3 protein-coding genes and 1 pseudogene are annotated in these 16,862 nt (G+C 69.5%); all 4 read left to right on the forward strand.

Annotated features, from left to right (window positions below; genetic code table 11):
• Positions 1-215, forward strand: a pseudogene (locus NM2_RS08985) (amidohydrolase); the annotation flags it as partial.
• Positions 216-285: 70 nt separating this feature from the next.
• Positions 286-1,887 (forward strand): apolipoprotein N-acyltransferase, encoded by a 1,602-nt coding sequence (gene lnt / locus NM2_RS08990; RefSeq protein ID WP_067666601.1) that lies wholly within the window; start codon positions 286-288, stop codon positions 1,885-1,887.
• 271 nt (positions 1,888-2,158) lie between these two features.
• The gene (locus NM2_RS08995; protein ID WP_084530632.1) at positions 2,159-15,859 is read left to right on the forward strand and encodes a non-ribosomal peptide synthetase; all 13,701 of its coding nucleotides are present in this window, start codon (positions 2,159-2,161) and stop codon (positions 15,857-15,859) included.
• The gene (locus NM2_RS09000; RefSeq protein ID WP_067666560.1) at positions 15,856-16,848 is read left to right on the forward strand and encodes an ATP-binding cassette domain-containing protein; all 993 of its coding nucleotides are present in this window, start codon (positions 15,856-15,858) and stop codon (positions 16,846-16,848) included. Before NM2_RS08995 ends, NM2_RS09000 begins: the two co-directional genes overlap by 4 nt.
• Positions 16,849-16,862: the final 14 nt, after the last annotated feature.

Raw genomic sequence — 16,862 nt, forward strand, 5'->3', positions numbered from 1 at the left:
ACGGCGTCGCCGGAACTCTCGTGCCCGGCGCGCCCGCCTCGTACGCGATCTGGGACGCGGCCGATCTGGTGGTGGCCGCGGCCTCGGATACGGTGCAGCGCTGGTCCACCGATCCCCGGTCCCGGGTTCCGGGGCTGCCCCCGCTCGACCCGGGCGCGCCGCTGCCGCGTTGCCTGCGTACCGTGCACCGGGGAACCACCATTTATGCGGCGTGAGAAGGACGAGCTCGTGGACGTGCGACAGGACCACGAGACTCCCGGCGCCGCAACGGGTCTGCGCACGCGGCTGACCGCAACGGCGACGCGGTATCCGGTGCTCGCGCGCCTGGTGGGCGCGATCGTCGCGGGTCTGCTGATCTACGCGAGCTTTCCGCCCCGCACCTGCTGGTACCTCGCGCCGCTCGGCATCGCGCTGCTGACCCTGGTCGTGCGGTCGAGTCGCGGGCTGCGCGGCGGGTTCGGTCACGGGCTGGTCGCGGGACTGGCCTTCTTCGTGCCACTGCTGCCGTGGACGGGTATCTATGTCGGCCCCGCGCCGTGGCTGGGCCTGTCGCTGGCGTGTGCGATCTACGTCGGGCTGTTCGGCCTGCTGGCTCGCTTGGTGAGCGCGCTGCCGGGCTGGCCGCTGTGGGTGGCGACGACGTGGACGCTCACCGAGTGGGGTCGCTCGAGTTTCCCGTTCGGCGGATTTCCCTGGGGCCGACTGGCATTCGGGCAGGGTGACGGCTGGTACCTGCCGTTGGCCTGGCTCGGCGGCGCACCCGGGGTGAGTTTCGCGGTGGCGTTGACCGGAACGGCGTTGGCGGCCTTGGTCATCGGGCTGCGCGAGCGGCGCGGTGCGCGGTGGCGCACCGGAATCGCCGCCGCCGCAGCGATTGTGGTCGCCGTCCCCGTCGCCGGATTGATCTTCCGGACCGTCCTGCCCGCGCCGGCCGACGGCGACCGGACGATCACGGTCGCCGCCATCCAGGGCAGCGTGCCGCGCCTGGGCCTGGACTTCAACGCGCAGCGTCGCGCCGTGCTGGACAATCACGTCCGCGAGACCGCGGCGCTGGCCGACGCCGTCGCCGCGGGCCGCGCGCGGCAACCGGATGTGGTGATCTGGCCGGAGAACTCGTCCGATATCGATCCGTTACGCAACAGTGACGCGTACGCGGAGATCACCGCGGTCTCCGAGCGGATCCACGCGCCGATCCTGGTCGGCGCGGTGCTGGTGAACGACGACGACACGACCACCAACTCGGTCATCGTCTGGAACGGCGCCGACGGGCCGGGGGAGCGGCACGACAAGAAGATCATCCAGCCGTTCGGCGAATATCTGCCCTACCGCGATTTCTTCCGGCACTTCTCGAGATATGCCGATCGAGCAGGCTATTTCGTCCCGGGCCACGGTGACGGCGTGGTGCACGCACAGCCCGATGGACGCGGCGGGCCGGTCGCGATCGGCGTGGCCACGTGTTACGAGGTGGCCTTCGACCGCGCGTTCGAGGATTCGATGCACGCGGGCGCGCAGCTGCTGACCGTGCCCACCAACAACGCCACCTTCGGCGACAGCGAAATGACCTACCAGCAACTGGCCATGTCCCGGGTGCGCGCGGTGGAACACGGTCGCGCGCTGGTCGTGGCGGCAACTTCCGGGGTCAGCGCGATCATCACCGCCGACGGCGCGGTGCGCCAGGAGACCTCGAAATTCGTGCCCGCATGGCTCGAGGCAGAATTGCCGCTGCGGCACACCACGACACCCGCGACCGCGCTGGGGCCGTGGCCCGAGTGGGTGTTGTGTATCGTGGCCGGGATTGCTGTTGTGGCTTCGGCTATTCGGCGGCGAATTATGCCGTCCCCGGAACCGGCGGATGATGAGGCCGTCGACGACCGGGTGCGCCGCTAGCTGCGGATGTAAGCGTTTCCGGATCTGGCTCCCGGCGTCACCCGTTTTCCCTGCGCGATCAGATGTGGTCGCGAAGTTTGCGAAGAGATAGCTAGCTAAAGGGCCTATCCGCCAACGTTGTTCGAAGTGAAACATTACGAGATCGGTACCGATCCGTACGTCCTGATGCTCCGAATAGTAGGGCGTGGATCAGGTCCCACGGTCGGCACGTGCGTGCCCGCCGTGGCGATGCTCGGGGAGTTGCGTCAACAGCGGCAGAACGGAGTAATTGATGAGGTCATTGGCCACCGATCGTGTAGACCAATGCTCTTCTAGCGAATTATCAGCACAACCCTTCGCCCTGTCGCCCGCGCAGACCGCCCTCTGGTACGCCCAGCGGATACGTCCCGACGTTCCCCTCACCATCGCCCAGTACGTCGAGATCCACGGTGATCTGGATGTGGGCCGCCTGCTGTACGCGATCGAGCGATTCGGCGCCGAGGCCCAGGTCGGGCAGGTGCGGCTGGTCGAGATCGACGGTGTCCCGCATCAGCTGATCGATCCCTCGGTACGGCCCGGCTGGGCGCGGGTGGACCTGCGGCACGAGGCCGATCCCCGCGCGGCGGCCCTGCGCTGGATGAACGACCACGCCAGCAGCCAGATCGATCTCGAGCGCGACCCGTTGACGACGAACGTTGTGCTGCGCATCGGCGAGTTCGACTACATGTGGTATTCCCGGGGTCACCACATCGTTATCGACGGCTACGGTGCGATGAACGCGGTCACCCGTACCGCCGAGATCTACACCGCCCTGGAGAACCGCACCGAACCGGTGGCCTCGCGCGCCACGCCGCTGGCCGATATCTATGCGGGGGAGTCGAGTTACCGCGACACCAGCCGTTTCCGCTCGGACCGCGAGTACTGGCTCGAACAGCTCGCCGGGGTCGGCGCGCCCATGAGCCTGTCCGCCTCGGCGGCCGCCGCGCCCGGATCCGATTCGCGACGGCATCGCGCGACACATAAGCTCGGCCCCGAGGTCCAGGCCGAATTGACCAATGCCACAGGGGTTTTCGACACGCAGAACTCCACGTTGTTCGTCGCCGCCCTGGCCTGCTATGTGCGCGCGGTGACCGGCAATCAGGATGTGGTGCTGAGTCTTCCGGTGTCCGCGCGCACCACCGTCGCGCTACGCCGCTCGGCGGGCGTGGTGTCCAATGTGGTGCCGATTCGTATCCGATTCGATGCCACCACCACCCTGCGCGATGTGGTCAAGGCGGCCGAGTTGCAGATCACCGGGGCACTGCGGCATCAGCGGTACCGCGCTGACGACATCCGCCGCGACTGCGGATACTCGCGGGATTCGCGCGGATTCTTCGGGCCGATGGTCAACATCATGCTGTTTCACAGCGAGTTGCACTTCGGCAGTCTGGTCGGCTCGCTGAACGTGCTGTCCACCGGTCCGGTCGAGGACCTGTCGATCAACCTCTACAACGGCACCGGCGACCGCATCCACGTGGATTTCGAGGGCAATCCGCACCTGTACGACGTCGAGGAGCTGGCGGTCCACCACGGCCGTTTCGTGGATTTCCTGGCCCGGCTGCTGACCGCGGAACCGGACGACGTCGTCGCCGAGGTGCCGGTCACCACCGACGTGGAGCGGGATCTTGTTCTGCGCCAATGGAATTGCACCGAGATGCCGCAGTGGCCGGGCACGCTGTCCGAGGCGTTCGGCGAGCGGGCCGCGGCCTGCCCGGATGAGGTGGCGCTGGAATTCGGCGACGAGACGATGACCTACGCGCAGCTGCGCGAGCAGGCCGATCGGCTGGCCCGGCTACTGATCTCGCGCGGCGCGGGCCCGGATACGGTCGTCGGCCTGGCCATGCGGCGCAGCCTGGACCTGGTGATCGGCATGTACGCCATCGTGCGGGCCGGCGCCGCGTATCTGCCGATCGATCCGGACCATCCCGCCGAACGCAACGCCGACATCCTCGAGCAGGCGCGCCCGCTGTGCGTGCTGACCGCCGGCGCCGACAGCGTCGAGCTGCCGCAGGCTCAGGCGCGGCTGGACATTCGCGCGACGGATCTGTCCGCGATCTCCGGCGCGCCGATCACCGATGCCGACCGTCACACCCGGCTGCGTCCGGAGCACCTGGCCTACGTGATCTTCACCTCCGGGTCCACCGGCCGCCCCAAGGGCGTGGGCGTCTCGCATGCCGCGATCGTGAACCGGTTGCGCTGGATGCAGCACGAATACCGGCTCGACGGCAGTGATGTGGTGTTGCAGAAGACGCCGGCCACGTTCGACGTGTCGGTGTGGGAGTTCTTCTGGCCCTTGCAGATCGGGGCCCGGCTGGTGATCGCGGCGCCCGACGGCCATCGCGATCCGGTCTACCTGGCCCGGGTGATCGCCGAGAAGTCCGTCACCACAGCGCATTTCGTTCCATCGATGCTGTCGGTGTTCGTCACCGACACCGAGGTCGCCGGGTGCACCGCCCTGCGCCGGGTGTTCTGCAGCGGTGAGGCGCTGCCCGCCGCGACCGTGCGCGATTTCCATGCGGCACTGGGGCATTCGGCTCCGGGTGCGCCGCATGGGGACGGCTCGCCGTGGCTGCACAATCTGTACGGCCCCACCGAGGCGGCGGTCGACGTGACGTCCTGGCCCTGCGCCGCGGGACAGGACTCCGTGCCGATCGGCGCGCCGATCTGGAACACCCAGGTCTACGTGCTGGACGAGCGCCTGCAGCCGGTCCCGCCGGGCGTGGTGGGTGAGCTGTATCTGGCCGGGACACAGCTGGCACGCGGCTATCTGGGTCGTGCCGAGCTCAGTGCGGGCCGGTTCGTCGCGAACCCGTTCACCGCGGGTGCGCGGATGTACCGCACGGGTGATCTGGTGCGGTGGCGGGCCACGGGCGGAGCCCTGGAATACCTGGGCCGCAGCGACTTCCAGGTGAAGATCCGCGGGTTGCGCATCGAACTCGGCGAGATCGAGGCCGCGCTGCTGGCCGAAGCGAGTGTGGCGCGGGCGATCTGCGTGGCGCGCCACACCCGCGGCGGTGACGAACTCGTCGGATATGTGGTCGCCGCACCGGATTCGGATCTGGATGTCACCGAGTTGACCCGGGCGCTGCATCGGACCCTGCCCGGATATATGGTGCCGGCTCATTTGATCGTGCTGGACGAAATGCCGTTGAGCGCCAACGGCAAGGTGGATCGCCGAGCCCTGCCCGCGCCCGAAGCCGGTGCGCAGCGCGCCGACGGTGTGACCACCGCGCCGCGCACCGAGGTCGAGCGCCGCGTCGCCGCGATCTTCGAGGAGATCCTGGGCGTCGAGGAGATCGGCGTCGAGGACAGCTTCTTCGAACTGGGCGGCAACTCGCTCTCGGCGGCGCGCGCGATCGCCCGGGTCAACAGCGCGCTGGGCGGGGAGCTGACCATCCGCGACCTGTTCGAATCGGCCACGGTGGCCGCACTAGCCACTCGTCTGGATGATCGTTACCCGCTGTCCGCGCAACCCAAACTCGTCACCGCCGAACGGCCCGAACGCATTCCACTTTCGCTGGCTCAGCAGCGGCTGTGGATCCTGAACCGGTTCGCCGAGCATGCCTCGGCCTACAACATGCCGCTGGCCGTGGAACTGACCGGGAAGGTGGATCTCGACGCGTTGCGCGCGGGCGTACTGGACGTGCTGGAGCGGCACGAGAGCCTGCGCACCACTTTTCCCGATTCGCCGCAGGGTCCGCGCCAGCTCGTGCATCCGGCCGCGCAGATCCCGCTGGCCCTGGAGGCGATCGATGCCGTCGGCGCGGACGTGCTGGCCCTGGCCGCCGAATACGCCGGGTACGGCTTCGATCTGCGCACCCAGGCCCCGTTCCGCATCGCGCTGTACCGCACCGGGCCGGATCGGTACGTCTTCCTGGTGATCCTGCATCACATCTGCGGTGACGGCTGGTCGGTCGCGCCCCTGGCGCGCGATCTGATGACGGCCATCGCCGCCCGCACCGCGGGGCACGAACCGCTCTGGAAGCCGCTGCCGGTGCAGTACGCGGATTTCGCGCTGTGGCAGCGCGAATTGCTGGGCGACGAGGAGGATCCGGCCAGTGCGCTCGGTCGGCAGCTGAGTTACTGGCGGACCGCCCTGGCCGATCTGCCCGATCAGCTCGATCTGCCGCTGGACCGTCCGCGTCCGCAGCAGCGCACCACCGAGGGCGCGCGAGTGAGCGTCACGATTCCGGCCGACGTACGCCAGGCGCTGGCCGCGCTGGCCGCGGACCGCGGGGTGAGTGCGTTCATGGTGTTGCACGCCTGCCTGGCCGTACTGCTCTCGCGGTTGTGCAACACCACCGACATCGCGATCGGCACCCCGATCGCGGGACGTTCGGATCCGGCGCTGGACGACCTGGTCGGCATGTTCGTCAACACGCTGGTGCTGCGTACCGAGGTCGATCCGGCCGCGGGCTTCGATCGCATGCTGGACCGGGTGCGGGAAACCGATCTGGACGCCTTCGCCAACGCCGACGTGCCCTTCGAACGGCTGGTGGAGGTCGTCAACCCGGCGCGTGATGCCGGACGGCACCCGCTGTTCCAGGTGATGCTCTCCTACGAGAACGATCCGGACCTGCGAATCAGCCTGCCGGGCATGGACGCTCGCGTCCTGCCGATCGAATCCGGTGTCGCCAAATTCGATCTGCAGCTGACCGTGCAGGAGAGCGGCGATGCGTCGGATGGCCCGCTGCACGCCGAATTCGGTTACGCCACGGATGTATTCGACGAATCGACGGTGCGCACCATCGCGCAGCGGTTCGTCCGCCTGGTCTCCGCGGCGGTCACCGCACCCAGTGCGCCGGTCGGGGATCTGGACATCCTCGACGCGCGCGAAAAGGCGCGGCTGGTGCCGATCACGGGCGCGCCCGCCGAACCGCCGATCACCCTGACCCGCCTGCTCACCGAGACCGCCGAACGCGTTCCCGACGTCGTCGCGGTGCGCTACCTGGGCGAGGACACCACCTATCGGGAACTGGACGAGGCGTCGAACCGGTTGGCGCGCGTGCTGATCGGATGCGGCGCCGGACCCGAGGTCGTGGTGGCGGTCGCGCTGCCGCGCGGGCTCGACGCGATCACCGCGATCTGGGCGGTGGCCAAGACGGGCGCGGCCTATGTCCCGATCGATCCGGGCTATCCGGCCGAGCGGATCGCGCACATGCTCAACGATTCCGGCGCGATGCTTGGCCTGACCGACGCGAAATCGTATGCGGTCATGCCGGAATGGCCGACGCGCCGGGGGCGGCACCGCAAGCGGGATGTGGACTGGCTGCTGGCCGGATCTCCGGAGCTGGCCGCGGAGACCATGCGCCAGTCCGGGGCCCCGGTAACCGATGTGGATCGGCATCAGCCGCTGCGCGTGGCGCACCCGGCGTACCTGATCTACACCTCCGGATCCACCGGAACGCCCAAGGCCGTCGTGGTCACCCACGCCGGGCTGGCCTGCCTCGCCCACGAGCAGCGGCATCTGTTCGGCGTCACGGATTCCGCACGCACACTGCACTTCTCGTCGCCGTCCTTCGACGCGTCGGTACTCGAGCTGCTGCTCGGATTCGCCGCGGGCGCGACCATCGTGGTGGCTCCGGCCGGGCTCTACGGCGGATCCGAACTCGCCCAGTTGCTGCGCGCCGAGCGGGTGACCCACGCCTTCATCACTCCGGCCGCGCTGGCGACCGTGCCCAGCGAGGGACTCGGCGATCTCGAGGCGGTGATCGTCGGCGGGGACGCCTGCCCCGAGGAGCTGGTGAGCACCTGGACCGCTGGGCGACGTCGCATGCACAACATGTACGGCCCGTCGGAGGCGACCGTCGCCGCGACGGCCACCGGGCCGATGGTCCCGGGCCGTCCCGTGCCGATCGGCATGCCCGTGCGCGGAATGCGGCTGTTCGTCCTGGACAACCGACTGCATCCGGTGCCGCCGGGCGTCCCGGGCGAGCTGTACCTGTCCGGGCCCGGCCTGGCCCGCGGCTATCTGGGGCGGCACGCGATGACCGCGCAGCGGTTCCCGGCCAACCCGCACGGCCGGCGCGGTGAACGCATGTACCGCACAGGCGATCTCGTGGTCGCCGACATGAGCGGGCAGTTGCGGTTCCTGGGCCGGGCGGACGATCAGGTCAAGATCCGCGGCTTCCGCATCGAACTTCGCGAGATCGACCACGCGCTGCGCACGCATGACGGAGTGCGGTTCGCGCACACCGTCGTGCACACCAGTGAGCACGGCACGATGCGGCTGGCCTCCTACGTCACCGCCGAGGGACCGATCGACACCGCGGCCGTCCTCGACTCGGTGCGCCGGCAGCTGCCCGCCTACATGGTTCCGGCCGCGATCATCGTCCTCGACGAGGTGCCGGTGACGCCGTCGGGCAAACTGGATCGAAAAGCATTGCCGGAACCGGTTTTCGCGTCGGTGAGTGGCTCCCGCGCGCCCGCGGCCGGACTCGAGGAGCGGGTCGCGGAGGTCTTCGGCGCGGTGCTCGGACATCCCATGCCCGGTGCGGAGGACAGCTTCTTCGAGGTCGGCGGCAACTCGCTGCTGGCGACGCGGCTGTCCTCGGCGCTCTACGACGAGTTCGGCGTCGATCTGCCGGTGCGTGCGGTGTTCGAGGCGCCGACGGTCGCGGACATGGCCGTGCGCCTGATCGAAACGCCCCGGACGCAGCGGACTGCGCTGGCTGTGCGTTCCCCGCGTCCGGGACGTCTCCCCTTGTCGCTGCCGCAGCAGCGGGTCTGGTTCCTCAACCGCTATTCTCCCGAATCCAGCGCCTACAACATCGCTTTCGTGATACGAATCGACGGCGATCCGGACATCGCCGCACTGCGTGCGGCGCTCACGGATCTGGTGGATCGGCACGAGGTGCTGCGCACGGTGTTCCCGGAGGATCGCTCCGGCGCGTATCAGTTGATCCTCGACACCCACCGGTGCATGCCGGTGCTGGAACCGGTCGAGACGGACGAGGCGGACGCGGCCCTGGCGCTGCGGACCCTGGCACAGCGCGGATTCGACCTCACCCGCGAGATTCCGGTGCGAATGACGTTGTTGCGCACGGGTTCCCAGCAGTTCCGGCTCGGCATCGTGCTGCATCACATCGCCGCGGACGGCTGGTCGCTGATCCCGCTGACCCGCGATCTGGCGATGGCCTACGCGGCCCGCTGCTCCGGATCCGCCCCGGCGTGGCAGCCGCTGCCCGTGCAGTACGCGGATTTCAGTCTGTGGCAACGCGATTGCCTCGGCGACGAGGACAATCCGGTCAGCCTGGCGGCCACCCAGCTGCGGTTCTGGCGCGAGACCCTGGACGGACTGCCCGAGGCCATGCCGCTGCCGTACGACCGGCCGCGGCCCGAACGCCCCACTCAGCGCGCGGGCACGGTGCGGTTCGCGCTGCCCGAACATGTCCGCGAGGGCATCGACGAACTCGCCCGGGAACGCGGCGTCAGCCTGTTCATGGTGCTGCGGTCGGCGCTGGCGGTGCTGCTGCGCTCGGTCACCGGCGGTCGCGACATCGTCATCGGCACACCGGTGGCCGGACGCGCGGACACCCGCCTGGACGACCTGGTCGGCATGTTCGTCAACACCCTGGTGCTGCGTTCGCAGATCGATCCGGACCGCCGGTTCGTCGAGCAGCTGACCGTGGATCGGGACGGCGAACTCGCGGCCATGGCGCATGCGGATCTGCCGTTCGAGCGGATCGTGGCCGAGATGCAGTCGCTCGGCGGCCGCGACGCTAACCTACGTCCGCTGTTGCAGGTCGCGCTGACCGTGGAGGACGGCCCGATTCCCGCGCTGCGCCTGCCCGGATTGGCGTTGCGCGCGGAGGAGCTCGACATCGCGCTGGCGAAGTTCGATCTGGAGTTGCGGGTGAAGCCGGGCCTATCCGCCGAGGCTCCCGAGCGGCGCTTCGAATTCGTCTACGCCGCAGAGCTTTTCGACGAGGAGACGGTGCGCTCACTGGCCGAGCGGCTCGGGCTGGTACTGGCCGCGATCTCCGCCGATCCGCGAATCCGCGTGCGCGACATCGACGCTCGCACCGAGTACGAACGTGCCCGGCTGGCCCCGGCGTACGGCCCGATCGCCACCCCGCAGTGCAGCCTGGCCAACTATTTCGCGGTCACCGCGCATCTGCATCCCGAACGCGCCGCGGTGCAGTCGGGGATCTCCGAGCTGACCTACGCCGAACTGGATGTGTACTCGAATCGTATTGCGCGCGAGCTCATCCGGCGCGGTATCGGTCCCGGTGACCGGGTGGCCCTTGGCCTGACCCGGTCGCTCGAATCGGTGGCGACGGTGCTGGCGGTGACGAAGGCGGGTGCGGCCTTCGTTCCGGTGGATCCGAACTATCCCACCGAGCGGGTGCGGCACATGCTCACCGACTCCGGCTGCCGGTCGGGTGTGACGGTCGGCGCACACATCGGGCGTCTGCGCGAGGCCGGAGTCGGCGGCTGCGACACCGAGTGGCTGCTGCTGGACGACCCGGATCAGCGGGCCGAGATCCAGGACCACGACCCGGCCGCGATCAGCGACGCCGATCGGCTGCGCACCGTGTGGACCTCGGATCTGGCCTATCTGATCTACACCTCGGGCTCGACCGGCACCCCCAAGGGCGTGGCCGTCACCCACGCCGGGCTGTCCAATTTCGCCGACGAGCTCCGTGATCGGATGAAGGTCGACCGCGATTCGCGCACATTGCATTTCGCGTCGCCGAGCTTCGACGCGGCGGTGCTCGATCTGCTGCTGGCCATCGGGTCCGGCGCGACCATGGTCATCACCCCGCCCGATGTGTACGGCGGCGACGAACTGGCCGCGCTGATGGACCGCGAGCGCATCACCCACACCTTCATGACCCCGGCGGCGCTGGCCACCATCGATCGCGATCGCTGGCCGCTGCCGCATCTCGCGGCGATCATGCTGGGCGGTGAGGCGCTGGGGCAGGAGCTGGTGGACCGCTGGGGCACGGACCGGATGGTGTTCAACGGCTACGGCCCCACCGAGACGACCATCGTCACCACGATCGCCGGTCCGCTGCGGCCCGGCCTGCCGGTGTCGATCGGCACCCTGGTGCGCGGGGCCCGCGCGGTGGTGCTGGACGAGCGGATGCGGCCGGTTCCGGTCGGGGTGCCCGGTGAGCTCTATCTCGGCGGCCAAGGGGTGTCGCGCGGGTACTTCGGCCGATTCGGGCTCACCGCCGCGCGTTTCGTGGCCGACCCGTTCGGTCCCGTCGGCACGCGGCTGTATCGCACCGGTGACGTGGTGCGCTGGAACGACGAGGGCGAGATCGTCTATCTGGGCCGCGGCGACGACCAGGTCAAGCTGCGCGGGTTCCGGATCGAGCTCGGCGAGATCACCGCGGCGCTGACCAGCCATTCATCGATCCGGTTCGCGCACACCGAGGTTCGCGCCATCGCGGGGACCAAGCGCATCGTGTCGTACGTCCTGCCGGTGGACGGCACGGCGACGCTGGACGTCACGGCGGTACGCGCTCATGTGGCCGAACGGCTTCCGTCGCATATGGTTCCGGCCAGCCTGACCATGCTCGACCGCATTCCGCTCACGCCGGTGGGCAAGCTCGACCGAGCGGCACTGCCCGAGCCCGAAGCGGTCGCGACTCAGCGGCGCGAGCCGAGCACCGACGCCGAACGTATTGTCGCGCAGGTTATTTCGGAGCTGGTCGGCGCCGAGACGATCGGCGCGGGCGACAACTTCTTCGATGTCGGCGGAAATTCGCTGCTGGCAACACAATTGGTGGCGCGGCTGGCCGCGGCGACCGGTACCCGGCTCGAGGTGCGATCGGTGTTCGCCACCCCGACGGTGGCCGAACTGGCCGCCCGGCTCGACGGTCGCGGCCGGGTGAGCGACGACGCGCCCGTGCTGAGCCGGCGCACGCGTCCGCAGCGGGTGCCGCTGTCGGCGGCGCAACGGCGGCTGTGGTTCCTGAACCGGTTCAGCGAGTCCGGGGGAACGGGCGATCGGTCCGGGGTGTACAACGTCCCGGCCGCGCTGCGGTTGCGCGGAACCCTGGACGTCGTCGCGATGCAGTCCGCGCTGAACGCGGTGCAGGCCCGGCACGAGACGCTGCGGACCGTCTTCGGCGAACTCGAGGGCGAGCCCTTCCAGCGAGTGCTGGACCCGGCCGCGGCGCGGATCGCGATCGGGATGAGCGAGGTCGCCGAGGGCGAGATCGAGGAGGCGGTGCGGCGGCTGTCCGGTCCGGGATTCGATCTGGCGCACGAGGTTCCGCTGCGCGCGCATCTGCTGCGCGTCGCCGCCGACGACCATGTGCTGGTGCTGGTCGTGCATCACATCGCGATGGACGGATGGTCGCTGGTGCCACTGGCCACGGACGTGGCCACCGCCTACCGCGCGCACCACACCGGACAGTCCCCGGACTGGTCCGAGCTGGCCGTCCAGTACGCGGATTACACACTGTGGCAACAGGAAACGCTCGGCAGCGAGGACGATCCGGATTCCGCGGTGAGTCGTCAGCTGGACTACTGGCGCACCGCGCTGGACGGGCTGCCCGAACTGCTGCCGCTGCCCACCGATCGCCCGCGCCCGCCCGCGCCGAGCTATCGCGGCGGGACGGTCGAATGCGCGATCGATGCGCATACGCACCGCGAACTGCAGGCGATGGCCAGTGAGCACGGCGTCACCATCTTCATGGTGCTGCATGCCGCACTCGCGACGCTGCTGCACCGGATCACCGGAGGTGACGACATCGCGGTCGGCACGCCGATCGCCGGTCGCGGCGATCCGGCGCTGGACGCGCTGATCGGCATGTTCGTGGGAACCCTGGTGTTGCGCACCGGAATCGACGGCGACGCCTCGTTCGCCGAACTGCTGCGCTCGGTGCGCGAAACCGACCTCGAGGCGTTCGCCCAGGCCGATGTGCCGTTCGAGCGCCTGGTCGAGGTGCTCAATCCGGCTCGTTCGCAGTCGCACCACCCGCTGTTCCAGGTGATGCTCTCGGTCCGGAACGAGCCCGTGCGGGTACTGGAACTGCCGGGTCTGCAGATCGAGGCGTGCGATGCCGATCCGGGTATCGCGAAGTTCGATCTGCAGTTCACCCTCACCGAGTCCCGGACCGCGGACCGGGAACCGGATGGCATCACCGTCGCGGTGAACTACGCCCGCGACCTGTTCGACGAGGCGACCGCGGCCCGGCTCGGCAACCGGCTGGTCCGGTTGGTGAGTGCGGCCGCGGCGAATCCGGCCACGCCCGTGGGCGATCTGGACTGGCTCGAACCCGCCGAGTGGTCGAGTCTGGTGCCGGTGCGCGGTGCGAACCCGGGGCGTCCGCTGACGCTGGCGGAGGTGTTCGACGCGGCGGTGCGGCTCGACCCGCAGGGGGTGGCGGTGCGCGGTGACGGCACCCAGATCACCTATGACGCGCTGGATCGCTGGACGAACCGGCTCGCACGGGTGCTCATCGAGCAGGGCGTGGGGCCGGAGACGCTGGTCGCGCTGGGCGTCGCGCGATCGGCCGAATCGGTGGCGGTCACGCTCGCGGTGGCCAAGGCGGGCGCGGCATTCGTGCCGATCGATCCGGGCTACCCGGATTACCGCATCGCGCACATGCTCACCGATTCCGGTGCGGCACTGGGGATCACACTCTCGGCGCATCGGGAGAGCCTGCCCGACGGGGTGAGCTGGACGGTGCTGGACGCGCCCTCGTTCCGGCGGCGGGTGCTGGCCACCTCGGACGCGCCCATCACCGCGGCCGAACGCCGGGGTGAGCTGCTGCTGGAACATCCGGCGTACGTGATCTACACCTCGGGATCCACCGGTACCCCGAAGGGTGTGGTCGTCACGCACGCGGGTCTGTCGAATTTCGCGGCCGAGACCGCGGCGCGCTTCGACGTCAAGCCCGGAGACCGCGTATTGCACTTCGCCACACCGAGTTTCGACGCGGCGATGCTGGATCTGCTGTTCGCGCTGGGCGGTGCGGCGACGCTGGTGATCACGCCGCCGGGTGTGTACGGCGGCGCGGAGCTGGGGCGGGTGCTCGTCCAGGAGCGCATCACGCACGCGTTCATCACCACCGCGGCCCTGGGCACGGTGGATCCGTCCGGGATCACCGAGATGCGTCACGTGCTGGTCGGCGGCGAGGCACTGCCGCCGGAACTGGTGACGCGCTGGAGCCGCGGCCGGAACCTGTACAACGTGTACGGCCCGACCGAGACCACCATCGTCACGCTGATGTCCCAGCCCATGGCCCCGGATATGCCGATCAACATCGGCGGTCCGATCCGCGGCGTGAACGCGGTCGTGGTCGATCGGCGGCTGCATCCCGCACCCGGCGGCGTCACCGGTGAGCTGTACCTGAGCGGTCCGGCGCTGGCCCGCGGTTATCTGGATCGTCCGGGCCTGACCGCGCAGCGCTTCGTGGCGAATCCGTACGGCAAGCCGGGGGAGCGGATGTACCGGACCGGCGATCTGGCGCGGTGGTGCGTGCACGGTCGTCGCCGGGAGCTCGAGTACGTCGGCCGTACCGACCATCAGGTCAAGATCCGCGGTTTCCGTATCGAACTCGGCGAGATCGACGCGGCGATGTCCCGGCACGGCGCGGTGGAGTTCTCGCTGACCGTCGGCCATCGGACCCCGGCCGGGGCCACCGCGTTGGTGTCCTACGTGAAGCCGCTCGCCGGAACCGCTCCGACGGTGGCCGAGCTGACCGCGCATCTGCGCGAGCTTGTGCCGAATTACATGGTGCCGCAGTCGATCATGCTGCTGAACCGGGTGCCGCTGACACCGGTCGGCAAGCTGGATCGCCGGTTGCTGCCCGAACCGGTGTTCGGTTCGGGCAGCAGCTACCGGCCGCCGACCACCCCGGCCGAGCGCGCGCTGTGCACGGCATTCGCCGAGGTGCTCGGCGTGGACTCGGTGGGCGTCGACGACGGTTTCTTCGATCTGGGCGGCAACTCGCTGCTGGCCACGAAGGTCGTCGCGCAGCTGCGGTCCACGGGGATCGAGATGCCGGTACAGCTGATGTTCGGCGATTCCACCCCCGCGGCCATCGCGCAGCGGCTCGATGCCGACGCCGGTGAGGTTCTGGCCGCAGCCCTGCAACCGCTGCTGCCGATCCGATCGGTGGATGCGGCCGCGCGCAGCGCCGCGCGCGAGGAGACGGTGTCCGATGCCGCGATCCCCGCCGGGGCCGGCGCCGAACCGCTGTTCTGCGTGCATCCGGCGATCGGGCTGTCGTGGTGCTACTCCGGGCTGCTCGCGCATCTGCCCGCCGATCGGCCGGTGTACGGCCTGCAGGCTCCGCACGTCACCGGTGCCGAATCCCGCGCCACCCTGACGCAGACCGCGAAAGACTATGTGGCACAGATCAGATCGGTGCAGCCGGACGGGCCCTACCATCTGCTGGGCTGGTCGCTGGGCGGGCTCATCGCGCACGAGATGGCGGTGCAGTTGCAGGATGCGGGACAGCGGGTCGAGCTGCTGGCGATGATGGACAGCTACCGGCTCACCGACCAATGGCTCGATCAGGCCGTGCCCGGAGTGGCCGACATCATCGGCGAATTCGGCAGCGACCTGCTCGGCGGCGACCACGCGGTCGATCCGCGCCTGACCCTGGAGGACGCCGCGGAGCTGCTGCGCAACCGCCCGGGCCCGTTCGCGGCGCTGACGGTGGACCATCTACGGCGGCTCTACACCGGCTACGCCGCGGGCGCGGATCTGGCACACGGATTCCGGCCGCGGGTCTTCGACGGCGATCTGGTTTTCTTCACCGCCGCCGAGGACGAGATCAACCTGGCCGACCCGACCCGCTGCGCGCAGGCGTGGGAGCCACACGTGACCGGTGTCATCCACGACCAGAAGGTGCGTTGCCGCCACTCGGGGATGACCAATCCGGAGGCCCTGGCCGTGATCGGTCCGGTATTGCGAGAACGATTGGCCGACAAGGCTTTGCGTGCGAACGACGCACGAGCCGACGATGCGAAGGAGACGCTGTGACTCTGGCGGTGGAGGTCGCCGGATTGGTGAAGCAGTACGGGCGGGTCCGCGTCCTGGACGGAATCGACCTGGAGATACCCAGCGGCACCGTGATGGGGCTGCTGGGTCCCAACGGGGCCGGGAAGACCACGACGGTGCGGATCGTCACCACGCTGCTCAAACCCACCGCGGGATCCGTGCGGGTGGCGGGATTCGACGTACTGGGCGATCCCGCGCGGGCCCGCACCCGCATCGGCCTGTCCGGGCAGTACGCGGCCGTGGACGCCAATCTGTCCGGGTTCGAGAATCTGCGGATGGTGGCGCGGCTGTACGGGATGTCGCACAAGCAGGCCGCCGAGCGCGCCACCGAACTGCTCTCGGCGCTGGGCCTGGAATATGCCGCGGGACGGCGGGCGGGCACCTACTCCGGCGGTATGGCGCGCCGCCTGGATCTGGCGGGCGCACTGGTGGCCCGTCCGACGGTGGTCGTGCTGGACGAGCCGACCACGGGTCTGGATCCGCGTGGCCGCCTGGACATGTGGCGCGTCATCGGCGACCTGGTCGACGACGGAACCACCGTCCTGCTGACCACGCAGTACCTGGAGGAGGCCGATCTGCTGGCCGATCGCATCACCGTGATCGACCGCGGCCGGGTGATCGCGCGCGGGTCGGCCGACGAGCTGAAGACCTCCATCGGCGGTGACCGGCTCACCGTCACCCTGGCCGCCGGGCAGGATCCGCAGCAGGCGAAATCCATTCTGGCCCAGGTGGGTATCGGCGAGCCCTCGCACGAGGCCGGGACGGACGAGGTGGCGATCGTGGTGGGCGAGGGGTCACGCACCATGGTCGAGGCGCTGCGCCGGCTGGACGACGCGGGCGTCTGCGTGGTCGACGCCGTCGTGCACCGGCCCAGCCTCGACGATGTGTTCCTGTCGCTGACCGGTGCGCCCGCCGCGTCCGAACAGGCGTCCGAAACCGATGAGGAAGTAGCAGAGGAGATCATGTCGTGAGTACCGTCGAACTC

The sequence above is a fragment of the Nocardia miyunensis NBRC 108239 genome (assembly GCF_001613065.1).
Lineage (GTDB): Bacteria > Actinomycetota > Actinomycetes > Mycobacteriales > Mycobacteriaceae > Nocardia > Nocardia miyunensis.

Bases quoted from the DNA above. Each gene is read 5' to 3' on its own strand.
- NM2_RS08995 (WP_084530632.1), top strand. From the start codon at position 2,159: ATGAGGTCATTGGCCACCGATCGTGTAGACCAATGCTCTTCTAGCGAA.